At 62.5% G+C, this 24,471-nt stretch carries 22 protein-coding genes; 8 read left to right on the top strand and 14 right to left on the bottom strand.

Features of this window, described 5'->3' with window-relative positions; translation table 11 throughout:
• Window positions 1–12 precede the first annotated feature (12 nt).
• Window positions 13–648 (bottom strand): alpha/beta hydrolase, encoded by a 636-nt coding sequence (locus ABNP31_RS21765; RefSeq protein ID WP_350012749.1) that lies wholly within the window; start codon window positions 646–648, stop codon window positions 13–15.
• Window positions 649–783: 135 nt separating this feature from the next.
• Here ABNP31_RS21765 and ABNP31_RS21770 point away from each other — a divergent pair, with 135 nt between their 5' ends.
• Window positions 784–1,221: a YhcB family protein gene (locus tag ABNP31_RS21770; RefSeq protein ID WP_025340565.1), complete on the top strand. Its 438-nt coding sequence runs from the start codon at window positions 784–786 to the stop codon at window positions 1,219–1,221.
• A 162-nt stretch (window positions 1,222–1,383) separates the two neighbouring features.
• Here the strand turns inward: ABNP31_RS21770 and ABNP31_RS21775 are convergent, their stop codons facing one another.
• Window positions 1,384–2,580, bottom strand: a complete 1,197-nt coding sequence (locus tag ABNP31_RS21775) for a methionine gamma-lyase (protein WP_350012750.1) — start codon at window positions 2,578–2,580, stop codon at window positions 1,384–1,386.
• Window positions 2,581–2,707: 127 nt separating this feature from the next.
• Here ABNP31_RS21775 and ABNP31_RS21780 point away from each other — a divergent pair, with 127 nt between their 5' ends.
• Window positions 2,708–3,187 (top strand): Lrp/AsnC family transcriptional regulator, encoded by a 480-nt coding sequence (locus ABNP31_RS21780; protein WP_016498026.1) that lies wholly within the window; start codon window positions 2,708–2,710, stop codon window positions 3,185–3,187.
• Window positions 3,188–3,443: 256 nt separating this feature from the next.
• Here ABNP31_RS21780 and cysN read toward each other — a convergent pair whose 3' ends face one another.
• The 3 genes from cysN to ABNP31_RS21795 form a co-directional block, all read right to left on the bottom strand.
• Window positions 3,444–5,345 (bottom strand): sulfate adenylyltransferase subunit CysN, encoded by a 1,902-nt coding sequence (cysN, locus tag ABNP31_RS21785; protein ID WP_025340568.1) that lies wholly within the window; start codon window positions 5,343–5,345, stop codon window positions 3,444–3,446.
• 15 nt (window positions 5,346–5,360) lie between these two features.
• Window positions 5,361–6,278 carry a sulfate adenylyltransferase subunit CysD gene (gene cysD / locus ABNP31_RS21790; protein ID WP_013974136.1) on the bottom strand — a complete coding sequence of 306 codons (918 nt, stop codon included), beginning with the start codon at window positions 6,276–6,278 and terminating at the stop codon, window positions 5,361–5,363.
• Between the two features lie 239 nt (window positions 6,279–6,517).
• Window positions 6,518–7,276, bottom strand: coding sequence for a Nif3-like dinuclear metal center hexameric protein (locus tag ABNP31_RS21795; RefSeq protein ID WP_075046277.1), 759 nt, complete (start codon window positions 7,274–7,276; stop codon window positions 6,518–6,520).
• Window positions 7,277–7,445: 169 nt separating this feature from the next.
• Here ABNP31_RS21795 and algW point away from each other — a divergent pair, with 169 nt between their 5' ends.
• Window positions 7,446–8,606: a Do family serine endopeptidase AlgW gene (gene algW, locus ABNP31_RS21800; protein ID WP_025340570.1), complete on the top strand. Its 1,161-nt coding sequence runs from the start codon at window positions 7,446–7,448 to the stop codon at window positions 8,604–8,606.
• 120 nt (window positions 8,607–8,726) lie between these two features.
• On the opposite strand, the gene ABNP31_RS21805 is transcribed toward algW, so the two are convergent.
• From ABNP31_RS21805 to ABNP31_RS21820, 4 genes are all read right to left on the bottom strand, one after another.
• Window positions 8,727–9,491, bottom strand: a complete 765-nt coding sequence (locus ABNP31_RS21805; RefSeq protein WP_003251792.1) for an amino acid ABC transporter ATP-binding protein — start codon at window positions 9,489–9,491, stop codon at window positions 8,727–8,729.
• A 10-nt stretch (window positions 9,492–9,501) separates the two neighbouring features.
• Window positions 9,502–10,599 (bottom strand): amino acid ABC transporter permease, encoded by a 1,098-nt coding sequence (locus ABNP31_RS21810; RefSeq protein WP_025340571.1) that lies wholly within the window; start codon window positions 10,597–10,599, stop codon window positions 9,502–9,504.
• A 10-nt stretch (window positions 10,600–10,609) separates the two neighbouring features.
• Window positions 10,610–11,788, bottom strand: coding sequence for an amino acid ABC transporter permease (locus tag ABNP31_RS21815; RefSeq protein ID WP_085692186.1), 1,179 nt, complete (start codon window positions 11,786–11,788; stop codon window positions 10,610–10,612).
• Between the two features lie 67 nt (window positions 11,789–11,855).
• Window positions 11,856–12,884, bottom strand: coding sequence for an amino acid ABC transporter substrate-binding protein (locus ABNP31_RS21820; protein ID WP_085614304.1), 1,029 nt, complete (start codon window positions 12,882–12,884; stop codon window positions 11,856–11,858).
• Between the two features lie 331 nt (window positions 12,885–13,215).
• On the opposite strand from ABNP31_RS21820, the gene ABNP31_RS21825 reads away from it, so the two are divergent.
• Window positions 13,216–13,872: an alpha/beta hydrolase gene (locus ABNP31_RS21825; RefSeq protein ID WP_025340573.1), complete on the top strand. Its 657-nt coding sequence runs from the start codon at window positions 13,216–13,218 to the stop codon at window positions 13,870–13,872.
• A gap of 101 nt (window positions 13,873–13,973) precedes the next feature.
• A complete protein-coding gene (rhlB, locus tag ABNP31_RS21830; RefSeq protein WP_025340574.1) occupies window positions 13,974–15,437 on the top strand; it encodes an ATP-dependent RNA helicase RhlB in 1,464 nt (487 codons plus the stop codon).
• Window positions 15,438–15,565: 128 nt separating this feature from the next.
• Here the strand turns inward: rhlB and moaE are convergent, their stop codons facing one another.
• The 5 genes from moaE to ABNP31_RS21855 all read right to left on the bottom strand — a co-directional run bounded on the left by moaE (window position 15,566) and on the right by ABNP31_RS21855 (window position 19,760).
• Window positions 15,566–16,012, bottom strand: a complete 447-nt coding sequence (moaE, locus tag ABNP31_RS21835; RefSeq protein ID WP_025340575.1) for a molybdopterin synthase catalytic subunit MoaE — start codon at window positions 16,010–16,012, stop codon at window positions 15,566–15,568.
• Window positions 16,013–16,014: 2 nt separating this feature from the next.
• Entirely contained in the window at window positions 16,015–16,260 is a 246-nt protein-coding gene (locus tag ABNP31_RS21840; protein WP_238067647.1) for a MoaD/ThiS family protein, read from the bottom strand.
• Window positions 16,260–16,730 (bottom strand): cyclic pyranopterin monophosphate synthase MoaC, encoded by a 471-nt coding sequence (gene moaC / locus ABNP31_RS21845; RefSeq protein ID WP_003251775.1) that lies wholly within the window; start codon window positions 16,728–16,730, stop codon window positions 16,260–16,262. The genes ABNP31_RS21840 and moaC overlap by 1 nt, the downstream gene beginning before the upstream one ends.
• A 116-nt stretch (window positions 16,731–16,846) precedes the next feature.
• Window positions 16,847–18,241 carry a PhoH family protein gene (locus tag ABNP31_RS21850; RefSeq protein ID WP_013974146.1) on the bottom strand — a complete coding sequence of 465 codons (1,395 nt, stop codon included), beginning with the start codon at window positions 18,239–18,241 and terminating at the stop codon, window positions 16,847–16,849.
• Window positions 18,242–18,632: 391 nt separating this feature from the next.
• On the bottom strand, window positions 18,633–19,760 hold the full coding sequence (locus tag ABNP31_RS21855; RefSeq protein ID WP_085664417.1) for a polysaccharide deacetylase family protein: 1,128 nt from the start codon (window positions 19,758–19,760) through the stop codon (window positions 18,633–18,635).
• 137 nt (window positions 19,761–19,897) lie between these two features.
• On the opposite strand from ABNP31_RS21855, the gene yaaA reads away from it, so the two are divergent.
• The 3 genes from yaaA to ABNP31_RS21870 all read left to right on the top strand — a co-directional run bounded on the left by yaaA (window position 19,898) and on the right by ABNP31_RS21870 (window position 24,453).
• Window positions 19,898–20,677: a peroxide stress protein YaaA gene (gene yaaA, locus ABNP31_RS21860; RefSeq protein WP_350012751.1), complete on the top strand. Its 780-nt coding sequence runs from the start codon at window positions 19,898–19,900 to the stop codon at window positions 20,675–20,677.
• Window positions 20,678–21,581: 904 nt separating this feature from the next.
• Entirely contained in the window at window positions 21,582–22,898 is a 1,317-nt protein-coding gene (locus ABNP31_RS21865; protein WP_085592165.1) for a nucleotide sugar dehydrogenase, read from the top strand.
• Window positions 22,899–22,971: 73 nt separating this feature from the next.
• The gene (locus ABNP31_RS21870; RefSeq protein WP_003257137.1) at window positions 22,972–24,453 is read left to right on the top strand and encodes a glycosyltransferase family 2 protein; all 1,482 of its coding nucleotides are present in this window, start codon (window positions 22,972–22,974) and stop codon (window positions 24,451–24,453) included.
• Window positions 24,454–24,471: the final 18 nt, after the last annotated feature.

Genomic DNA, 24,471 nt, shown 5'->3' on the forward strand with positions numbered 1-24,471 from the left:
TTCAGGCTTGGCTCAGTTCGAAAGGCGCGGCAGCAGCAGATCCTTCAGATCGGTCAGCTTGCCATGGAAGAAGTGTCCGCATTCTGCCACTTTCAGCAGCTCATGGGGGCGCGACAGGCTGTCAGACCAATCGTAAACCAGCTGCGGGGCGACGACTTCGTCGGCGTCCGGCTGCACCACGGTGATCGGGCAGCGCTGCGGCAGCGGGAAATCCGCCGTCAGGCGCATGACCGCCGGGGCGATCATGAACAGCTGCTGCAGCTCTACTCCAGTGGCCTCCAGGCGGCCGGCCAGGCTGGTGGCGACGAAGCCGCCGAACGAGAAGCCCATCAGCACCAGCGGCAGGCCCAGATGCTTCTCGCGCAGCCAGGCCGCAGCGGCCTCGGCATCGGCCACCTCGCCAGCGCCCATGTCATGGGTGCCGGCGCTCTGCCCGACGCCACGGTAGTTGAACCGCAAGGTAACGTAACCGGCATCACGGGCGGTGCGTTGCAGGGTCGAGACCACCTTGTTGAGCATGGTGCCACCCTGGACCGGGTTGGGGTGGCAGATCAGCACCGCGCCACGTGCATTGGCCACGTCCAGATACAAGGCTTCCAGCTGGCCGCTGGGGCCATCGATGAACAAGGGGGTTTCGCGGACAAGCAAGGCACTACTCCGTGACCTCGGGAGGGGTCGATTCGTCTAGGTGAGGAATTCTGTTCTGATTTGCGATCGCTCGCGGTATACAGCGCAGGTCTGAGCCGTTAACGTAAAGCAAAGCCGTTTATAGAGGAAGGACTCGTGGAACTCTCGCTCCTTGTTTGGTTGTTGCCGACCCTGGCCCTGGTCATCGGCGTGGTGGTTGGTTTCGTCGTCGCTCGCCTGCTGCCCAATGCCGCGCCGAGCAGCACCCAGCGTCAGCTGGATGACATCCAGAAGCGTTTCGACAGCTACCAGAACGAAGTGGTCACCCACTTCAACAGCACCGCCGTGCTGGTCAAGAAACTGACCCAGAGCTATCAGGACGTCCAGGATCACCTGGCCGACGGCGCCAATACCCTGGCCCTCGACGATGTGACCCGTCAGCGCCTGCTGGCCGCCCTGCATTCCGAAGGCAGCCAGGGCCCACGTGACCGCCTGACCCCACCGAAGGACACTGCCGAAGTACCGCGCGACTACGCGCCGAAAGCGCCGAACTCGCCGGGCATGCTCGACGAGAGCTACGGGCTCAAGCGCTGATCTGCCGAACATGAAAAAGGCCTCGCAAGAGGCCTTTTTTGTGGGCTGGATTCACTGGCCTCTTCGCGGGTGAACCCGCTCCCACAGGGTCGGCGCAGGTTTCAATCACTGCGCCTGACCTGTGGGAGCGGGTTTACCCGCGAAGAGGCCGGCCCAGGCAACCTAGCTGCAAGCCTGCAATGCCTGCTCGACATCCGCCAGCAGGTCCTCCACATCCTCCAGCCCCACCGACAGGCGCACCAGCCCCTCCGATATCCCGTGATGTGCCCGTTCCTTCGCGGTATAGCTGGAGTGCGTCATGCTCGCCGGATGCTGCGCCAGCGACTCGGCATCGCCCAGGCTCACCGCACGGGCAAACAGTTGCAGGGCATTCATGAACCTGCGCCCGGCCTCGATACCACCCTTGAGCTCGAAGGCGATCATCCCGCCCGGCAAACGCATCTGCCGCTGCGCCAGCTCGTACTGGGCAAACGACGGCAACCCCGGGTAATGAATCAACTCCACCTGCGTCTGCCGGGCCAGAAACTCCGCCACCTGCAGGGCATTGGCGCAATGGCGGTCCATGCGCAAGGCGAGGGTCTTGACCCCGCGCATCAGCAGCGCCGCATCATGGGGCGACAGCACCGCCCCGGTCATGTCCTTCAGCCCTTCCAGGCGAATGCGGTCGACGAGCGCCTTGCGCCCCACCACCAGCCCGGCAGTGATATCACCGTGGCCACTGAGGTACTTGGTCGCCGAATGCACCACCAGGTCCGCCCCCAGCTCCAGCGGCCGCTGCAGGTAGGGCGTGCAGTAGGTGTTGTCGACCACCACATGCACATCATGCCCGCGCACCGCCTCGGCCACTGCGGCGATATCCACCAGCTGCATGTTGGGGTTGGCCGGCGTTTCGAAGTAGATCATCCGCGTTTTGCTGTTGATCGCCGCTTTCAGGGCCTTGGCGTCGTTCAGGTCGACATGGCGGATCTTCACCCCGAATTCGCCAATGCCATGGTGCAGGAAAGCAAAGGTGCAGCCGTACAAAGTACGCCCGACGATCAGCTCATCGCCGGGGCGCAGCAGGGTCCAGATCGTCGAGGTGATGGCCCCCATGCCCGACGCCAATGCCAACCCCGCCTCGCCGCCCTCCAGCGAGGCCATGCGCTGTTCCAACAGGGCCAGGGTAGGGTTGGAGATGCGGCTGTAGAAATGCCCCGGCTCCTCCCCGGCGAAGCAGGCAGCGCCGTATTCCACGGTGGGGAAGGCATAGGTAGCGGTCTGGTACACCGGCGGCACCAGGGCGCCACCGTGGGAAAGCGGGTCGTAGCCATGGTGAATGGCCCGCGTGGAAAAACCGGTGTTGTTATGGGAGTCGCGCATGGCAACAGCCTCTTGTGGTTTGCTATAAGCTTATGCCACCGAGCTGCCCAATTTTTTCCAAAATAGCCCACGCATCCAAGTGCTTGCTGGAACAAAAACAATAATTACCGGACCAGGAGGGCAAAACATGCCTTCAAGCCTCGACCGCACCGACCGCGCCCTGCTCGCTGCCCTGCAGGACAACGCCCGCCTCACCGTTGCCGAACTTGCCGACCAGGTAGCCCTGACCACTTCGCCGTGCTGGCGGCGGGTCAAGTTGCTGGAGGACAACGGCTACATCACCGGTTACCAGGCCATCCTCTCGCCCAAGTCGCTGGGGTTTGGCGTGACCGCGTTCGTCAGCATCATGATGGACTCGCACACCAAGGACATGGCGCTGGCGTTCGAGCAGCGGCTGATGGAAATTCCCGAGATTGTCGCCTGCCACAACATCTCCGGGCGCTACGACTTCTTGCTGGAGATTCTGGCGCGGGATCTGGAGTCGTTTGGCGAGTTCACCCGGGAAGTGCTGCAGCGGTTGCCGGGGGTGAAGGAGATTTACTCGAGTTTTTCCTACAAGGCAGTGAAGGAGCGGCGGGTGATACCGGTGTCGGAAAAACACATCTGAACGACATGCACTGCCCATGCGGGAACAACTGCCTTGCTCAAAATCCAAAGCTCACGCAATCCTTTGTGGGAGCGGCCTTGTGTCGCGAAAGGGCTGCGCAGCAGCCCCAGCAATTTGTGCATCAGTGCTGAGACCCGGGGGCTGCTGTGCAGCCCTTTCGCGACACAAGGCCGCTCCCACAGGAGACCCGCGCATGTATGCCGGGCATAGAAACAAAAAACCCCGCCGAAGCGGGGTTTTTCTTGCAGCCTGGCGCTTAGATCGCGCCACGCTGACGCAGCACGTCCAGCACCTGTTTCACGCCCTCGTCCACGCTGGTGGCCTGGGTGTCGATCACAAGGTCGGCGTCCAGCGGCACATCGTACGGGAAGCTTTCGCCCGGGATGTTATCGCCACCAGCAGCGTACAAGCCTTGCGGGTCACGCTCACGGCAGGCCAGCGGCGAGGCCTGGACGTAAACGGTCACCAGGCGCTCCTTGCCGATCAACGCCTTGGCCTGTTCGCGGCCTTCGGCATCCGGGGCCACGAACGCGGCCAGGGTCAGCAGGCCGGCTTCGTTGAACTGGCGCGCCACGTGGGCGGCGCGGCGCCAGTTTTCGGTACGGCCAGCGCGGTCCTGTGGCAGGCCCTTGTTCAGGTCGTGGCGCAGGTTCTGGCCGTCGAGCACGTACACCGCACGGCCCATATCGAACAGCTTGCGCTCCACGGCGTAGGCCAGGGTGCTCTTGCCAGCGCCGGACAGGCCGCTGAACAGCACGGTCGCAGGCTGCTGGCCGAAGCGCAGGGCGCGCTCTTCGGTGGCCACATGGCACAGCTTGCCATGATGGCCGGTGCTGCCGTGCGGCAGGACTGGCGGGGCGATGATCATGCCGGCGCCGACGGTGCCGTTGGTCAGGCGGTCGATGACGATGAACGCACCGGTGGTGCGGTTGCTGTCGTAACCGTCCAGGGCGATCGAAGCGTCCAGGGACACCTTGACGCGGCCGATCTCGTTCAGCTGCAGCGCGCTGGCAGCGCCCTGCTCCAAGGTGTTCACATCGACCTTGTGGGTGATGCTGGCAATCGAGCCCGGCACGTAGCTCGTGGCGCGCTTGATGTCGTATTTCTTGCCCGGGAGCATCGGCTCCTCGGCCATCCACACCAGCATGGCGTCGAACTGGTCGGTGACCGGCGGGACGTTGTCGGCATGCACCAGCAGGTCGCCACGGGAGATGTCGATCTCGTCTTCCATGGTCAGGGTCACGGCCTGGCCAGGGCCTGCGTTTTCCAGCTCGCCTTCGTAGGTGACGATGGACTTGACGCGGCTGCTCTTGCCCGACGGCAGCACGACGATTTCGTCGCCCTTGTGCACCACGCCGCTGGCGATGGTGCCGGCGAAGCCACGGAAGTTCAGGTTCGGACGGTTGACGTACTGCACCGGGAAGCGCAGGTCGGTGAAGTTGCGGTCGGCCGACACTTCGACGGTTTCGAGGATTTCCATCAGCGTCGGGCCGGCGTACCACGGCGAACGCTCGCTGTGGTTGACCACGTTGTCGCCCTTGAGCGCCGACATCGGCACGAAGTGCAGGCTGCTCGGGGTCAGGTTGATGGCTTCGGCGAACTTCAGGTAGTCGGCCTTGATCGACTCGAAGACGCCCTGATCGAAGCCCTTGAGGTCCATCTTGTTGACCGCGACGACGATGTGCTTGATGCCCAGCAACGAGGCAATGTAGCTGTGGCGGCGGGTCTGGGTCTGCACGCCGTAGCGGGCGTCGACCAGGATGATCGCCAGGTCGCAGGTGGACGCGCCGGTAGCCATGTTGCGGGTGTACTGCTCGTGGCCCGGGGTGTCGGCAATGATGAACTTGCGCTTGGCGGTGGAGAAGTAGCGGTAGGCGACATCGATGGTGATGCCCTGCTCGCGCTCGGCCTGCAGGCCGTCGACCAGCAGTGCCAGGTCGACTTCCTCGCCGGTGGTGCCGACTTTCTTCGAATCACGGGTGATGGCCTCGAGGTGGTCCTCGTAGATCATCTTCGAGTCGTGCAGCAGGCGCCCGATCAGGGTGCTCTTGCCGTCGTCGACGTTGCCGCAGGTCAGAAAGCGCAGCAGTTCCTTGCGCTCGTGCTGGGCCAGGTAGGCGAGGATGTCCTCGCTGATCAGATCAGATTGGTGCGACATGGAGTAACCCTGAAATTAGAAGTAGCCTTGGCGTTTCTTGTCTTCCATGGAACCGGCGCCATCGTGGTCGATGACACGGCCCTGGCGTTCGGACGTACGGGTCAGGAGCATTTCCTGGATGATGTCCGTCAGGGTCTCGGCTTCCGACTCGACAGCACCCGTCAACGGGTAGCAGCCAAGGGTACGGAAACGCACCTTCTTCTTGACGATGCGCGCTTTCTCTTCATCGGTGAGATGTTCGAGGATGCGTTCATCGTCGATCATGATCAGGGTGCCGTTCTTCTCGATGACTTCACGCTCGGCGGCGAAGTACAGCGGCACGATCGGGATGCCTTCGAGGTAGATGTACTGCCAGATGTCCAGCTCGGTCCAGTTCGACAGCGGGAAGACGCGGATCGACTCGCCCTTGTTGACCTTGCCGTTGTACACGTTCCACAGTTCCGGGCGCTGGTTCTTCGGGTCCCAGCGGTGCTTGCTGTCACGGAACGAGTACACACGCTCCTTGGCCCGCGATTTCTCTTCGTCGCGGCGCGCACCACCGAAGGCGGCGTCGAAACCATGCTTGTCCAGCGCCTGCTTCAGGCCCTGGGTCTTCATGATGTCGGTGTGCTTGGAGCTGCCATGGGTGAACGGGTTGATGCCCTGCGCCACACCCTCGGGGTTGACGTGGGTGATCAGCTCCAGGCCCATTTCCTCGACCATCTTGTCGCGGAAGCTGTACATCTCCTGGAATTTCCACTGGGTGTCGACGTGCATCACCGGGAACGGCAGCTTGCCCGGGAAGAAGGCCTTGCGCGCCAGGTGCAGCATCACGGCGGAATCCTTGCCGATCGAGTACAGCATCACCGGGTTGTCGAACTCGGCGGCCACCTCGCGGATGATGTGGATGCTCTCCGCCTCCAGCTGTTTCAAGTGCGTCAGTTTGTCGACCATGGCTACTCACGAAAAACGATCTTATGGACGGCCTGCGGGCCGTGTTCGAGCGAGCCACTTTATCACAGCGGCTGCTTCTATTTAGGAGGCTGGCTAGATCGAAAAAGTCTAACGATATGACTGGGGGTTTGGGCTGGAATTGGGGCCGCTCTGCGGCCCTTCGCGGGCACGCCCGCTCCCACAGGTGCAGCGGAGTCCTTGTGGGAGCGGGCGCGCCCGCGAAGAAGGCGACGCCGATATCAGATCGGGTTCGGGCAATCGATGAACAGGTGCTCCACGGCAAAGCGCCGCGCCAGGTAATCACCCAGCGCCTGTACCCCATACCGCTCGGTGGCATGGTGCCCGGCGGCAATGAAGCTGACGCCATTCTCGCGGGCACTATGGTAGGTCTGCTCCGACGCCTCGCCGGTCAGGTACAGATCCACCCCGGCCGCGATCGCCGTGTCGATGTAGCCCTGCCCGCCCCCGGTGCACCAGCCGACCCGGCGGATCATCTGCTCACCTTCGACCAGCAAAGGCTCACGCCCCAGCACCTCCCGCACCCGCCGGGCGAAGTCGCGGGCGGTCATCGGCTCGGCCAGCGAGCCGACCATGCCGACTACCTTGGGGTTCTCAGGGTCCAGCGGCCCTTCGACAGTAATGTCCAGCTGCCGCGCCAGTTGCACGTTGTTGCCCACGTCCGGGTGCACATCCAGCGGCAGGTGGAACGCCAGCAGGCTGATGTCGTTGTTCAACAAGGTCTTCAGCCGGCGCTGCCGGATACCGGTGACGCACGGGTTCTCACCCTTCCAGAAGTAGCCATGGTGCACCAGCACCAGGTCGGCCTCGGCCTCGACCGCCGCATCCAGCAGCGCCTGGCTGGCGGTAACGCCGCTGACGATGCGGCTGACCTGCGGCCGGCCTTCGACCTGCAGGCCGTTGGGGCAATAATCCTGGATCTTCGCGCTGCCCAGGTAACGCTCGGCTTCCTCGACCAGGGTGTTCAGAGCGACGGCCATGAAAATCTCCTCGAAATCTGCGTTTTTCTCGGGCACAACGCCCATGCAACGCCCGTATAATGCCGGCCATTATGGGCCGTCGCCGGCACTGGGGGAACCGGTGTATGATCGCGCGCGCTCATGCCCCACCGCACGGTCACCGTCCCCCGGCTCTTTCCAGGATTCATTCATGTTCAAGGCTTTGCGTTATTTTGGCTGGCCCCTGCTTACCGGCGTACTGATCGCCATGCTGATCATCCAGCGCTTCCCGGAATGGGTCGGCCTGCCCAGTCAGGACGTCAACCTGCAACAGGCGCCGCAGACCTCGCGGATCATGCAGGGCCCGGTTTCCTACGCCGACGCCGTGACCCTGGCCGCCCCGACGGTGGTCAACCTGTACACCACCAAGGTGGTGAACAAGAGCGCCCACCCGTTGTTCGAAGACCCGCAGTTCCGCCGTTTCTTCGGCGACAACCTGCCCAAGCAGCGCCGCTGGGAGTCGAGCCTGGGCTCGGCGGTGATCATGAGCCCCGAGGGCTACCTGCTGACCAACAACCACGTCACCAGCGGTGCCGACCAGATCGTCGTGGCCCTGAAGGATGGCCGCGAGACCCTGGCCCGGGTCATCGGCAGCGACCCGGAAACCGACCTGGCGGTGCTGAAGATCGACCTGAAGAGCCTGCCGGCGATCACCATCGGCCGCTCCGACAACATTCACATCGGCGACGTGTCGCTGGCCATCGGTAACCCGTTCGGGGTCGGCCAGACCGTGACCATGGGCATCATCAGCGCCACTGGCCGCAACCAGCTGGGCCTGAACAACTACGAAGACTTCATCCAGACCGACGCCGCGATCAACCCGGGCAACTCCGGCGGTGCGCTGGTGGATGCCAACGGCAACCTGATCGGCATCAACACGGCGATCTTCTCCAAATCCGGCGGTTCGCAGGGCATCGGCTTCGCCATCCCGGTGAAACTGGCGCTGGAGGTGATGAAGTCGATCATCGAGCACGGCCAGGTGATCCGTGGCTGGCTGGGTATCGAAGTACAGCCTCTGAGCCAGGAACTGGCCGAATCGTACGGCATGAAGGACCGCCCGGGCATCGTGGTGGCGGGTATCTTCCGCGAAGGGCCGGCGGCAAAGGCCGGGTTGCAGCTGGGTGACGTGATCCTGAGCATCAACGGCGAGCCGGCCGGTGACGGGCGCAAATCGATGAACCAGGTGGCGCGGATCAAGCCCAACGAGAAGATCACCATCGAGGTGATGCGCAATGGGCAGCAGCTGAAGCTGATCGCCGAGGTGGGGCTGCGGCCGCCACCGGCGCCGGCAGTCGCCAAGGAAGAGAAGTAAAAAACGGGGCCGCTTTGCGGCCCTTCGCGGGCACGCCCGCTCCCACAGTGATAACACCGGCCTCAAGCCCTGTGCAGTACCTGTGGGAGCGGGCGTGCCCGCGAAGGGGCCCCTACAGCATCAATGCAGGATCTGGCTCAGGAACAACTTGGTCCGGTCACTGCGTGGCCGGTCGAAGAAGTCATCCGGCGCCGCCTGCTCGACGATCTCGCCCTTGTCCATGAAGATCACCCGGTTCGCCACGGTCCGGGCAAAGCCCATCTCGTGGGTCACGCAGAGCATGGTCATGCCATCCTCGGCCAGGCCCACCATGGTATCGAGCACTTCCTTGACCATTTCCGGATCCAGCGCCGAGGTCGGTTCGTCGAACAGCATGATCTTCGGCTTCATGCACAACGCGCGGGCAATCGCCACACGCTGCTGCTGGCCACCGGACAACTGCCCCGGGTACTTGTGCGCCTGCTCCGGAATACGCACCCGCTCCAGGTAGTGCATGGCGATTTCCTCGGCCTTGCGCCGCGGCATCTTGCGCACCCACATCGGCGCCAGGGTGCAGTTTTCCAGAATGCTCAGGTGCGGGAACAGGTTGAAGTGCTGGAACACCATGCCCACTTCGCGGCGGATGGCCTCGATCTGCTTGAGGTCGTTGGTCAGCTCCACACCATCGACCACGATGCGCCCCTGCTGGTGCTCCTCCAGGCGGTTTAGGCAACGGATGGTAGTGGACTTGCCCGAGCCGGACGGCCCGCACAGTACGATGCGCTCGCCCTGGCGCACGTTCAGGTTGATGTCCTTGAGCACATGGAACTGGCCGTACCACTTGTTCACGCCCTGCATCTGGATGATGCCTTCGGGTCCCGCAGGCTGCTTGATCGCTTCACTCATTTCGAAACTCCTAACGCTTGTGGCCAGTGTCCAGCTTGCGCTCCAGGTGCATGGAGTAGCGGGACATACCGAAACAGAAAATCCAGAACACCAGGGCGGCGAACACGTAGCCCTCGGTAGCCATGCCCAGCCAGGCCGGGTCGGCGGCGGCTTGCTTGACGCTGTTCAGCAGGTCGAACAGGCCGATGATGATCACCAGGCTGGTGTCCTTGAACAGGGCAATGAAGGTGTTGACGATGCCGGGAATCACCAGCTTGAGCGCCTGCGGCAGAATCACCAGGCCCATCGCCCGCCAGTAGCCCAGGCCCATGGCAGCGGCAGCTTCGTACTGGCCCTTGGGGATGGCCTGCAGGCCACCACGCACCACCTCGGCGATGTACGCCGACTGGAACAGGATCACGCCGATCATCGCCCGCAGCAGCTTGTCGAAGCTCATGCCCTCAGGCAGGAACAACGGCAGCATCACCGATGACATGAACAGCACGGTGATCAGTGGCACGCCGCGCCAGAACTCGATGAAGGTCACGCACACCACCTTCACCGCCGGCATCTTCGAGCGCCGCCCCAGGGCCAGCAGGATGCCCAGCGGCAATGCGCCGACAATGCCTACGGTGGCGATCACCAGGGTCAGCATCAGCCCGCCCCACTGGCTGGTCGGTACGTTTTCCAGGCCCAGCACGCCCCCGTGCAGCAGGGCATAGGCCAGCAGCGGATACAGCACCAGGAAGCCCAGGCCGTAGAAGGCCTTGCGCGGGAAACGCTTGATGAACAGCGGCGCGGCGCCGAGCACGGCAAGCCACACGGTCAGGTCCACGCGCCAGCGCAACTCGGCCGGGTAGTAGCCATACATGAACTGGCCGAAGCGCTGCTGCACGAACACCCAGCAGGCGCCCTCCTTGGTGCAGTCGGCGCGGGTGGTGCCGACCCAGTTGGCGTCAAGCAACGCCCACTGCAGCAACGGTGGCACGATCAGCCACACCAGGTAGATGGCGAACAGGGTCAGCAGCGTGTTGAGCCAGCTGGAGAACAGATTGGCACGCATCCATGCGAGCACGCCTACGGTTTTCACCGGTGGCGGCATGTCGGGTTTGAAAACATGGGCATTCACGGGCGTATCCTCACCGCTCGATCAGCGCAATGCGCTTGTTGTACCAGTTCATCAGCAGCGAAATGCTGATGCTGATGGCGAGATAGACACTCATGGTGATGGCGATCACCTCGATGGCCTGGCCGGTCTGGTTGAGCACGGTACCGGCGAACAGCGAGACCATCTCCGGGTAGCCGATACCGGCCGCCAGCGACGAGTTCTTCGCCAGGTTCAGGTACTGGCTGGTCAGCGGCGGAATGATCACCCGCAGTGCCTGGGGGATGATCACCTTGCGCAGGGTCGGCCCCTCGCGCAGGCCCAGCGAGCGCGCGGCCTCGGTCTGGCCATGGCTGACCGAACGGATACCGGAGCGCACGATCTCGGCGATGAACGCGGCGGTGTAGATGGTCAACGCCAAGGTCAGCGCCAGCAGCTCAGGGATCAGTACCCAGCCACCGACGAAGTTGAATCCTTTCAATTGCGGCACTTCCCAGTGCACCGGGCTGCCGAACAGCAGTGCGCAAACACCCGGGATAGCGATGAACAGCGCCAGCCCCACCCAGAACTTGTGGAACGGCACGCCGGTCTCGTCGAAGCGCTTGTTGGCAAAGCGCACCATCGCCACGATGGCAAGCAGCGCCAGGGCCAGGGCCACGACGAACGGCCAGAAGCCTTCGGCCATGGACGCGCCGGGCATGTTCAGGCCACGGTTGCTGATGAAGAAGGTGTCATCGATATTGATGCTGCCCCGCGGTCCCGGCAGGGTCAGGAACACGGCAAAGTACCAGAACAGGATCTGCAACAACGGCGGGATGTTGCGGAAGGTTTCCACATACACGGTCGCCAGCTTGTTGATCATCCAGTTCGGCGACAACCGCGCCACACCGATGATGAAGCCGAGGATGGTCGCCAGCACCACGCCGATGAAGGTCACCAGCAGGGTGTTGAGCAGGCCGATGACGAACACTCGCGCATAGCTGTCGGATTCCACGTAGGGGATCAGATGCTGGGCGATGCCGAAGCCGGCACTGCGGTCGAGGAAGTCGAAGCCCGAGGTGATGCCCCGGTGTTGCAGGTTGGTTTGCGTGTTGTGGAACAGATACCAGCCCAGACCGACCACGAAGACTATCGTGAGAATCTGGAACAGCCACGCGCGCACACGCGGATCGTTAAGGGACAAGCCCTTGGGTGCGCCGATTTGATTTTGCATGAAGTGCCCCGGACAGTAGGGATTCGAACAGCCTGCGGCGGCGGGATGCCGCCGCAGGGTGCAGCCATCAGCGCACAGGTGGCGCGTACTGGATGCCGCCGTTGTTCCACAGGGCGTTCATGCCACGGTCGATCTTCAGGTCGGTGCCCTGGCCCAGGTTCTTCTCGAACACTTCGCCATAGTTGCCGACTTGCTTGACGATCTGCACTACCCAGTCCTTGGGCAGCTTGAGGTCCTTGCCGTACTCGCCGTCCGCACCCAGCAGGCGGGCGACGTCCGGGTTCTTGGTGCCTTTGGCCTCGGCCTCGACGTTCTTCGAGGTGATGCCCGCCTCTTCGGCGTTGAGCATGGCGAACAGGGTCCACTTGACGATGCTGAACCACTCCTCGTCGCCTTTGCGCACCACCGGGCCCAGCGGTTCCTTGGAGATGGTTTCCGGCAGTACCACGTAGTCGGTCGGCGCGGCCAGCTTGGAGCGCTGGGCGAACAGCTGCGACTTGTCCGAGGTCAGCACGTCGCAACGACCGGACTCCAGCGACTTGGCGCTTTCGTCGGAGGTGTCGAAGGTGATCGGGGTATATTTCAGGCCATTGGCGCGGAAGAAGTCCGACACGTTCAGCTCGGTGGTGGTACCCGCCTGGATGCAGATGGTCGCGCCATCGAGCTCCTTGGCGCTGGAAACACCCAGCTTCTTGTTGACCAGGAAGCCGACGCCGTCATAGTAGGTAACACCGGCGAATACCAAGCCCATGCCAGCATCACGCGAGCTGGTCCAGGTGGTGTTGCGCGACAGCACATCGACTTCGCCCGACTGCAGGGCGGTGAAGCGTTCCTTGGCGTTGAGCTGGCTGAACTTGACCTTGCTGGCGTCGCCGAACACGGCGGCGGCCACGGCACGGCACACATCGGCGTCGATACCAACGATCTTGCCCTGCGCATCAGGTACCGAGAAGCCTGGAAGACCGTCGCTCACGCCACACTGGACGAAGCCCTTCTTCTTTACCGCATCGAGGGTGGCGCCGGCCTGGGCGTTGCTCACGGCGCCCAGCGCGGCGGCAGCGGTCAGGACTGCCAGGGTGGTTTTCAACATCTTCATTCACAACCTCCAAATCGCTCTTGTTGTATCGAGCCGGAATTGCACCGCACCCTTTTGAGGCGTATCCGACCCGTATTGGCTTGTTATTGGGTCAATGGCGCAATGGACTGTTCTGTGACAGCCTTCGCGTGCAAAGGGTGTTACCGTCACGGCCTGCCCTTTGCATCATTGGTTGAATTGCAAAGCGCGTACCAGAATTTACGGCTGTAGCGATTAAGCGCTCGTCAAGTAGGGAAAGTTGTATCGTTGCGACATTCTTTTTCCGACAATCATTTCCAGCGCCTTCTTTTCACGCACGCCATAACAAGACCCGCACACTTTCGGAGCAGTCATGACCAACCCGCTGATTCTCGAACCGCAGAAAACCGCAGATGCCTGTGTGATCTGGTTGCACGGCCTGGGTGCCGACCGTTACGACTTCCTACCAGTGGCCGAATTCATGCAGGAGCGCCTGCTCAGCACCCGTTTCGTCATGCCCCAGGCTCCAACCCGCCCGGTAACCATCAACGGCGGCTACGCCATGCCCAGCTGGTACGACATCAAGGCCATGACCCCGGCCCGTGCCATCGACGAGGCGCAGCTGGAAGAATCGGCCGAGCAGCTCATTGCCCTGATCAAGGCCGAGCAGGCCAAAGGCATCAGCCTGTCGCGGATCTTCCTGGCCGGTTTCTCCCAGGGCGGCGCGGTGGTGCTGCACACTGCCTATATAAAGTGGCAAGAAGCGCTGGGTGGCGTGATCGCGCTGTCCACCTACGCCCCCACCTTCAACGACCAGCATCAGTTGAGCGCCTGCCAGCAACGCACCCCGGCCCTGTGCCTGCACGGCGTGCACGACCCGGTGGTGATCCCTTCCATGGGCCGCACCGCCTTCGAGTACCTGAATACCTGGGGCGTCGCCGCCCGCTGGCACGAATACCCGATGGAACATGAAGTGGTGGTGGAAGAGTTGAGCGACATCCACGACTGGCTGAGCAAGCAATTGCAATAAGCCAGGGCCGCCTGTAGTTGTAAGGCTATTCCACTACGCCGCGCCTGAATCTTGCTTTACACTGCCCGGCGTACATTCCTTAACCAGTTGACGAGACGATCGTGCTCAAGGCACTCAAGAAAATTTTCGGCAAGGGAGACGCCGCGCCACAGGCCGTCGCTCCTGCTGCCAGCGTGACGCTGCCTGCGCCCGCACCCGCCAGCGAGGCCCAGCCTGCGGCAAAACCGGCCGCCCCACGCGCCACTCCAGCACCACAGGCCGAACAGCCTGCCGCCGTTACGCCAGCCGCCGACAAGCCGGCCAAGGACAAACCGCGTCGCGAGCGCAAGCCCAAGCCGCAGGCCAGCCTGTGGAAACCGGAAGACTTCGTGGTCGAGCCGCAGGAAGGCAAGACCCGCTTTCACGACTTCAAGCTGTCCAACGAGGTGATGCACGCCATCCACGACCTGGGCTTCCCGTACTGCACGCCGATCCAGGCACAGGTGCTGGGTTACACCCTGCGTGGCCAGGACGCCATCGGCCGGGCCCAGACCGGTACCGGCAAGACTGCGGCGTTCCTGATCTCGATCATTTCCCAGCTGCAGCAGACGCCGCCGCCGAAGGAACGCTACATGGGCGAGCCACGCGCGCTGATCATCGCGCCCACCCGCGAGCTGGTGGTGCAGATCGCCAAGGATGCCATCGCCCTGACCAAGTACACCGGCCTGAACGTGATGAGCTTCGTCGGCGGCATGGACTTCGACAAGCAGCTCAAGGCCCTGGAAGCGCGCCATTGCGACATCCTGGTGGCCACTCCGGGCCGCCTGCTGGACTTCAACCAGCGCGGTGAGGTGCACCTGGACATGGTCGAGGTGATGGTGCTGGACGAAGCCGACCGCATGCTCGACATGGGTTTCATCCCCCAGGTGCGCCAGATCATTCGCCAGACGCCGCCGAAAAGCGAGCGCCAGACCCTGCTGTTCTCCGCCACCTTCACCGACGACGTGATGAACCTGGCCAAGCAATGGACCACCAACCCGGCCATCGTCGAGATCGAGCCGGAGAACGTTGCCAGCGAAACGGTGGAGCAGCACGTCTATGCGGTGGCCGGCAGCGACAAGTACAAGCTGCTGTACAACCTGGTGACCCAGAACAAGTGGGAACGGGTGATGGTGTTCGCCAACCGCAAGGACGAAGTGCGGCGCATCGAGGAAAAACTCGTGCGCGACGGCATCAATGCCGCGCAGTTGTCGGGCGACGTGCCGCAGCACAAGCGTATCCGTACCCTGGAGAATTTCCGCGAAGGGCGCATCACCGTGCTGGTGGCCACCGACGTGGCGGGGCGTGGCATTCACATCGATGGCATCAGCCACGTGATCAACTTCACCCTGCCGGAAGACCCGGACGACTACGTGCACCGCATTGGCCGGACAGGCCGTGCGGGCACCAGTGGTGTGTCGATCAGCTTTGCCGGTGAGGATGACTCGTACCAGCTGCCGGCGATCGAAGAGCTGCTGGGGCGCAAGATCAAGTGTGAAATGCCGCCGGATGAGCTGCTGAAGCCGGTGCCGCGCAAGCACCATTGACCTATGCCGGCCTCTTCGCGGGTAAACCCGCTCCCACAGGTACTGCACAACTTCCGAAACCTGTGCAGTACCTGTGGGAGCGGGTTCACCCGTGAACCGGGGCTCCGCCCCGGCCATCAAACAAGGATCTACCAGCGCCCAGCGGCATCCTGGTCACTCTGCTTCCCTTCCACCCACCGTGCCCCTTCCTGGGTATTTTCCTTCTTCCAGAACGGCGCCCGGGTCTTCAGGTAGTCCATGATGAAGTTGCAGGCATCGAACGCCGCCTGCCGATGGGCACTGGCCACACCGACGAACACGATCGGCTCGCCCGGTTCCAGCGCACCGATGCGGTGCAGCACCTCCACCTTGAGCAACGGCCAGCGCTGCTCGGCCTCGACCACGATCTTGGCCAGGGCCTTTTCGGTCATGCCCGGATAGTGCTCGAGAAACATCCCCGCCACTTCGCGGCCATCGTTGAAATCCCGCACGTAGCCGACAAAACCGACCACCGCGCCCACGCCGACATTCGCCGCGTGCATGGCATTGGTCTCGGCCCCCGGGTCGAACGCGCCCTCCTGTACTCGCACAGCCATGTTCAGCCTCCGGTCACCGGCGGGAAGAACGCCACTTCATCGTCCTCTTCCAGCGGCTCATCAAGCTTGCACAGTTCTTCGTTGCGCGCACACATCAGGTTCTGCTCGGCCAGCACTTCGTACTGCCCGCCCTTGGCCACCAAGGCTTGGCGCACATCGTCGAGCACCGTGAACGCGCCCTCCACCCGCTCGGCATCCACGCCCAGCAGTTCGCGGTAACGGGCGAAGTACATCACCTTGACCTTCATCACGCCTCCACCTTGTAGTGGCCGCTCTTGCCGCCGAGTTTTTCCAGCAGGCGCACCTGCTCGATGACCATACCTTTATCCACAGCCTTGCACATGTCATAGATCGTCAGCGCGGCAACGCTGGCGGCGGTCAGCGCCTCCATCTCCACGCCGGTCTGCCCGGCCAGCTTGCAGCGGGCGACGATACGCACGGCGTCCTGCCCCTCGGCGCTGAGCTCGACCTTGACGCTGGTCAGCATCAACGGGTGGCACAGCGGGATCAGGTCGCTGGTCTTCTTCGCCGCCTGGATCCCGGCAATGCGCGCCACGGCGAACACGTCGCCCTTGGGGTGTTCACCGTCGACGATCATCTGCAAGGTCTGCGGCAACATGCGCACCCGCGCCTCGGCGGTGGCCTCGCGCTCGGTCACGGCCTTTTCAGTGACGTCGACCATGTTGGCCCGCCCCTGGGAATCAAGATGTGTCAGCACTGCTCTGCTCCTGTGAAGGGAACTTGCAGTGTAAACCTGTGAGTCAGGTTTGAGCAGAGGGGTGCGTCAACCGTGCCCGCGAAAAGGCCGGGCGGCGAACCGCCCGGCGAAGAGGGTTACAGATGCGACTCGGCGTACTCGGCCAGCACCGAGCGTGGCACGCCCTGCAGGGTGATGTGCACGCCATGGGGGAAGTCCTTGAAGCGCTCGGTCAGGTAGGTCAGGCCCGAGCTGGTCGCGGACAGGTAGGGAGTATCGATCTGCGCCAGGTTGCCCAGGCAGACCACCTTGGACCCCGAGCCGGCACGGGTGATGATGGTTTTCATCTGGTGCGGCGTCAGGTTCTGGCACTCGTCGATCAGGATCAGGCTCTGCTGGAAGCTACGGCCACGGATGTAGTTCAGCGACTTGAACTGCAACGGCACGCGCTCGAGGATGTACTCGACGCTGCCATGGGTGCTCTCGTCATCCATGTGCAAGGCTTCGAGGTTGTCGGTGATGGCGCCCAGCCAGGGTTCCATCTTCTCGGCCTCGGTACCCGGCAGGAAGCCGATCTCCTGGTCCAGCCCCTGCACGCTGCGGGTGGCGATGATGCGCCGGTAGCGCTTGCTGACCATGGTCTGTTCGATGGCCGCGGCCAGGGCCAGGATGGTCTTGCCGGAACCGGCGGCGCCGGTCAGGTTGACCAGGTGGATATCCGGGTCGAGCAGGGCGAACAGCGCCAGGCTCTGGTGGATGTCACGCGGCTTCAGGCCCCAGGCTTCCTGGTGCAGCAGCGGTTCCTGGTGCAGGTCGAGCAACAGCAGCTCATCGTTGCGGATACCCTTGATCCAGCCGACGAAGCCCTGTTCATCGATGATGAACTCGTTGACGTGAACCGCCGGCAGATTGTCGATCAATTGCACGCGGTGCCAGGTGCGGCCACGCTCCTGGCGGGTATCGACCTTGCTCACCCGGTCCCAGAACGAGCCGGTGACCGAATGGTAGCCCTTGGACAGCAAGGACACGTCATCGACCAGCTGGTCGGTGCTGTAGTCCTCGGCCGCGATGCCACAGGCACGCGCCTTCAGGCGCATGTTGATGTCTTTGGTGACCAGCACAACGTCCAGGTCGGTGCGCCGGGCCCGTACTTCGAGCAACTGGTTGATGATGATGTTGTCGTTGAGGTTTTCCGGCAGCAGCTTGTTCGGCTCGTTGCGCGGAGTCATCAGGATGGACAGGAAGCCCTTGGGCCCGCTCTTGCCACGCTGGATCGGCACGCCCTGCTCGACATCGCTGGGCGAGGCGTCACCAAGGGTCTGGTCGATCAGCCGAATGGCCTGGCGGCATTCGGCGGCGATGGTCTGTTTGCCGGTCTTGAGCTTGTCGAGTTCCTCCAGCACCGTCATCGGGATGGCGACATGGTGCTCCTCGAAGTTCAGTAACGCGTTGGGGTCGTGAATCAGGACGTTGGTATCGAGCACATACAGGATAGGCTTGCTGGAGGAAGGGTTGCGTCCTTGGTCATCCATACTCGGTCACCTTATGTCGAAGCCACACGGCGTGGTCTGTTACGCCGCAGAGTGACTGCCGCTGTCCCCGTATCCGCGTTGTTACGGGCGGGAAGCGAACCTGGCTAGGTGGGCCTGGATGACGCCACCTGTGCTGCAGGTATCGGCTGTCTGGTTTCTTCATACCGCAAAAATGATGACTAAAAAAAGTCTTTTTACGTGCAGGTGAAGTTTATTTTTCCAAATGACGAACAGGGGTTGGCGAGGGGGCGCGTGAGGACTACAGTCAAAAATCAGGCTGGCATTGCTGAGAGGCGCTTCGCACCCCGATCGCGACACAAGGCCGCTCCTACAGGCATCGCGTGACCTTGTAGGAGCGGCCTTGCGTCGCGATGGGCCGCAAAGCGGCCCCCTACCCCCTCAAGCCATAAGCTTGGCAATCTTCCCAACCAATCCCGCTCTGCGCCGTATTGCGCAACAACCACTCCACCGCCGGCTGCGCCTTGGGCAGGCTGTCATGGAACTGGATCACCCCCTTGCGCCATAGCAGCATCAAGGTCAGCACCCGCTGGGCAGAGGCCTCGGCGCTCAGTGCGCCATCATCCTGGGCATCGATGTCCCACAACGATACCTGCAACTGCTGGCTGGCCATGAACGCCTCGCCATCGGCCCGACGCTGCCCGTAAGGCGGCCGGAACAACGGCACATACTGCTCCGGCAGGTCGGCCTGCACCCGCGCCTGGCTACGCCGCAGCGAGTCCTGCCAGCCTGTCCACTGCGCATGGGAGCGGTACTCCCACCCCTGGATCCCCACGCACTGCCCGCCATAGAGCTGGCGCAAGGCATCTGCCGCCCCGGCGTCGCGCCGTTGCTGCAGGCGGTTGCCGAGCACGAAGAACGTGCCTTCAAGCTTTTGCCGGCGCAGGTAATCAGCCAGCAGGTCGGTACTGCCGCCATCCGGCCCGGGCCCGCCGACGAAGGTCAGCAGGAACATGCGGTCGTTCAGTTCATCCCCATTGCGCTCGCGTGAGGACAGCCGCTCCACCTCGCTGCTGGTCTGCGGCAGCAACGCCGCCTTGCGCAGTTGTTCGTCCAGGTAACGCACATGGAACTGGTGGCTCGGCTCGATCCAATCGGTGTAGAAAGTGCCGACATCGGTAGCGAACGTCGCCGCTTGCGTACGCAACTCCGCCATCGACGTCACCGGGTAGCAGAACGACGCATCCTGCTCGCAACTGCGCTGTGCCTGTTGATAACCTTCCCACAACCGCTGCCACATGCGCGCCCGCACCAGGCGCACCTTCTGCAGGTTGACCTGCCGTAGCCCCAAGCGTGCCGCCAGCGCCGCGTCGTCTAGCAGTTCGCTTTCGTGCAGCACCTGGGCGAACGAGAGGATCTCGGCCCGCGAGGCCACATCGAACAACGCCGGGCTGTCCAGCTTTTCGGGCCACAGGCTGCGGTCCAGGCTCACCTGGGGTGAAGGGGCGGCTTGCACGGCCAGGCTCAGCAGAGCGGCCAGCAAGGCAGAGGCAATACGCACGGTTGATGGCTCCGCAACGGCGAAACGCGCACTATAGCCTCTGCACCGGCCATGGTCTGTGACTATCGTCGCCATAGTTTGGACTTGCACCGTCCAGCCCGTAGAATTCCCGGCCAACGATGCCAGGAGCCGACCCGATGCTGACGGTGATTTCCCCCGCCAAGACCCTCGACTACGACACCCCGCCGGTGACCGAGCGTTTCACCCTGCCCCAGTACCTGGACGACTCCCAGGAGCTGATCCGGCAGCTGCGCGACCTGTCGCCGGCGCAGATCAGCGAACTGATGCACCTGTCCGACAAGCTCGCCGGCCTGAATGCAGCGCGCTTCGGCAGCTGGACCCCGGACTTCACCCCGGCCAATGCCAAGCAGGCGCTGCTGGCGTTCAAGGGTGACGTGTATACCGGCCTCGATGCCGAAAGCCTGGGCGATGACGACTTCAGCTATGCCCAGCAGCACTTGCGCATGCTTTCGGGCCTGTATGGCCTGCTGCGCCCGCTCGACCTGATGCAACCCTACCGCCTGGAAATGGGCACCAAGCTGGCCAACGCCCGCGGCAAGGACCTGTACGCCTTCTGGGGTACGCGCATCAGCGAATGGCTGAACCAGGCCCTGGCCGAACAGGGCGATGACGTGCTGCTGAACCTGGCCAGCAACGAGTATTTCAGTGCAGTGAAACGCAGCGCGCTGAAGGCCCGGGTGATCAACGTCGACTTCAAGGACCTGAAGAACGGCCAGTACAAGATCATCAGCTTCTACGCCAAGAAAGCCCGCGGCATGATGAGCCGCTTCGTCATCCAGCAGCGCATCAGCGACCCGGAGCAGCTCAAGCAGTTCGATGTGCAGGGGTACTACTACAGTGCCGAACAGTCGAAGCCGGACCACCTGGTGTTCCTGCGGGATCATCCTTCCGAATAGTCAGGCAATACACAATCCCCTGTAGGAGCGGCCTTGTGTCGCGAAAGGGCCGCATAGCGGCCCCGGCAATTTCTGCTTTGATGCTGAAATCCTGGGGCCGCTGCGCGGCCCTTTCGCGACACAAGGCCGCTCCTACAAAAAGCGCCCCCTACTTACCCCCTCCGCCCCGCAACAGGGCACGACGCAAAGCGCCATCACGCCACAAATCCGACGCCAAAAAATCGACACAGCGCAACTTATAGCCAAACGCCATAAGACCGTTCGTAGCTTTTTTGACGAATTTTTCAAAATATTTTTCGATGCTGGCATAAAAATATCTCGCAACAGTTTCGCCCTTTATATATAGGGACAAAACACCCGTGTGCTATCAGATTGAAATTGTCTGCCACTGAAAAAATATTTAGAAATCTTTCATCCACGCCGAACCCACCCCGGAACTTCTGCTACGACGAATCGCTCATAGTGCCGTAACGATTTTCCTGCCCCCGGGCTGTGAGAGATGACTTACAGATGACAACGGCAGGTATCCACTACCAGCCCCAACAACTTCGACAGGTATGACGGGCAACCCCCGAAGACCCTGTCCATGCAGGAGAGACGCGTCCCTTTCAATTCGTCCTAGTGGTTGATTTCAAAGGATTTTTCCACTTGAAAAAACAAGCACAGCAAAGCGCCATGTAGCGCCTTGCAGTAAAGACGGCTGCATTCCAGGGCACGTTTTTTAATTAATGGCTTTTTACTGCCACATTTGAGTGCATAACTTTTTGCGCTCCGGATTTATTTTGCCTGCGCTCGGCGAAGTGTGCATTTCGCCATGGATCCGTGCGCCCGAAAACTGTTGTTAATCAACCCAGTCCGGCTCTCTCCGGAGGCGCCGGCGTGATAAACACATGAGGTGATAGCGATGCGTATCAGCATCTTTGGTTTGGGTTATGTGGGTGCAGTCTGTGCAGGCTGCCTGACGGCGCGAGGCCATGAAGTGATCGGTGTGGACGTGTCCAGCACCAAGATCGACCTGATCAATCAGGGCAAGTCGCCCATCGTCGAACCTGGCCTGGAAGCACTGCTGCAACAGGGCATCGCCAACGGCCGCCTGCGCGGTACTACCGATTTCGCCGAAGCCATCCGTGCCAGCGACGTATCGATGATCTGCGTGGGTACCCCAAGCAAGAAGAACGGCGACCTGGGCCTCGAGTACATCGAGTCGGTGTGCCGCGAAATCGGCTACGTGCTGCGTGACAGCGAGCGCCGCCACACCATCGTGGTACGCAGCACCGTGCTGCCGGGTACCGTGAAGAACGTGGTGATCCCGATCCTCGAAGACTGCTCGGGCAAGAAAGCCGGCGTCGACTTCGGCGTTGCGGTCAACCCGGAATTCCTGCGTGAAAGCACCGCGATCAAGGACTACGACCAGCCACCGATGACCGTCATCGGCGAACTGGACACCGCCAGCGGCGACATCCTGCAGGCCCTGTACGAAGAGCTCGACGCACCGATCATCCGCAAGCCGATCGAAGTGGCCGAGATGATCAAGTACACCTGCAACGTGTGGCACGCCACCAAGGTCACCTTCGCCAACGAGATCGGCAACATTGCCAAGGCCGTAGGCGTGGATGGCCGTGACGTGATGGACGTGGTCTGCCAGGACAAAGTGCTGAACCTGTCCCAGTACTACATGCGCCCTGGCTTCGCCTTCGGCGGCTCGTGCCTGCCCAAGGACGTACGCGCCCTCACCTATCGCGCCGCCAGCCTCGATGTACGCGCACCGCTGCTCGACTCGCTGATGCGCAGCAACGAATCGCAGGTGCAGAACGCCTTCGAACTGATCGAAGCCCACGACAAGCGCAAGGTCGCCCTGCTCGGCCTGAGCTTCAAGGCCGGCACCGACGACCTGCGTGAAAGCCCGCTGGTGGAACTGGCCGAACGCCTGATCGGCAAGGGCTACCAGCTGGACATCTACGACGAGAACGTCCAGTACGCCCGCGTCCACGGCGCCAACAAGGACTACATCGAGTCGAAGATCCCGCACGTGTCGTCGCTGCTCAACGCCGACTTCCAGAAGGTGATCGACAACGCCGACATCATCGTCCTGGGCAACCGTGACGAGCAGTTCCGTGCACTGGCCCAGCAAGCGCCGGCCGGCAAGCACGTGATCGACCTGGTCGGCTTCATGAGCAAACCGACCTGCGCCACCAGCCGTACCGAAGGCATCTGCTGGTAAGTGCTGGCCGGGCAGCGGGGGCCTCCCCACCCCCGCTGCCCACCTTTTCCCGAATTCTCGACGGATGCTGAACATGCAAAGGATCCAGACAGTGCTGTTGCAGTGCGCCGGTTGGCTGCTCTACATGAGTCTGCTCATGCTGATCGCCCTGGCCCTGCCAGCCGATATCTTCGACTCGCAATCGAAGCACTTCATCTTCCTGGTCGGCGCAGTCGGCATCTGGCGCTATTCCATGGGCGCCACCCATTTCATCCGCGGCATGATCTTCCTCTACGGCGTGTACCCGTACCTGCGCCGCAAGGTGCAGAAGATGGGCAAGGACGCCGACCCGTCCCACGTGTACCTGATGGTGACCAGCTTCCGCATCGAAGCACTCACCACCGCCCAGGTGTACAGCTCGGTGATCCGCGAGGCGATCAACTGTGGCTTCCCCACCACCGTGGTCTGCTCGCTGGTGGAGATGTCGGACGAACTGCTGGTGAAAAGCCTGTGGGCCAAATACAACCCGCCAGCCCACGTGAAGCTGGACATCGTGCGCATCGCCGGTACCGGCAAGCGTGACGGCCTGGCCTACGGTTTCCGTGCGATCTCGCGCATGCTGCCGGACGAGAACGCCGTGGTGGCGGTGATCGACGGCGACACCGTGCTGGGCGATGGCGTGGTACGCAAGACCGTGCCGTGGTTCAAGCTGTTCCCCAACGTCGGCGGCCTGACCACCAACGAGTTCTGCGAAGTGCGTGGCGGCTACATCATGAGCGAGTGGCACAAGCTGCGCTTTGCCCAGCGCCACATCAACATGTGCTCGATGGCCCTGTCCAAGCGCGTGCTGACCATGACCGGGCGCATGTCGATGTTCCGCGCCAGCGTGGTGACCAACCCCGAGTTCATCGCCGACGTCGAAAGCGACTCGCTGATGCACTGGCGCCTGGGCCGCTTCAAGTTCCTCACCGGTGACGACAAGTCCAGCTGGTTCAGCCTGATGCGCCTGGGCTACGACACCTTCTACGTGCCGGACGCCGCCATCAACACGGTCGAGCACCCGCCGGAGAAGAGCTTCCTCAAGGCCAGCCGCAAGCTGATGTACCGCTGGTACGGCAACAACCTGCGGCAGAACTCCCGCGCACTTGGCCTGGGCCTGCGCCGCCTGGGGCTGTTCACCAGCATCGTGCTGTTCGACCAGCGCGTGTCGATGTGGACCAGCCTGCTGGGCCTGACCGTGGCGGTGATCGCCAGCCTCAAGTTCGGCCTGGGCTTCCTGCTGGTGTACCTGCTGTGGATCGGCATCACCCGCCTGATCCTCACCATCATGCTGCTGTGCTCCGGCCACAACGTAGGCCCGGCCTACCCGCTGATTCTCTATTACAACCAGATCATCGGCGCGCTGATGAAGATCTACGTGTTCTTCCGCCTCGACAAGCAGTCCTGGACGCGTCAGCCCACTGCTCTCAAGCGTGACCTCGCCAGCTTTCAACAATGGTTCAACACCTGGTCCTCGCGGACCATGACCTTCTCGGCTGCCAGCATCTTCGTTGCTGTGCTGTTCATGGTCGTGTGAGCCCAACCCGGATCGGAA

Source organism: Pseudomonas asiatica (assembly GCF_040214835.1).
Lineage (GTDB): Bacteria > Pseudomonadota > Gammaproteobacteria > Pseudomonadales > Pseudomonadaceae > Aquipseudomonas > Aquipseudomonas putida_Z.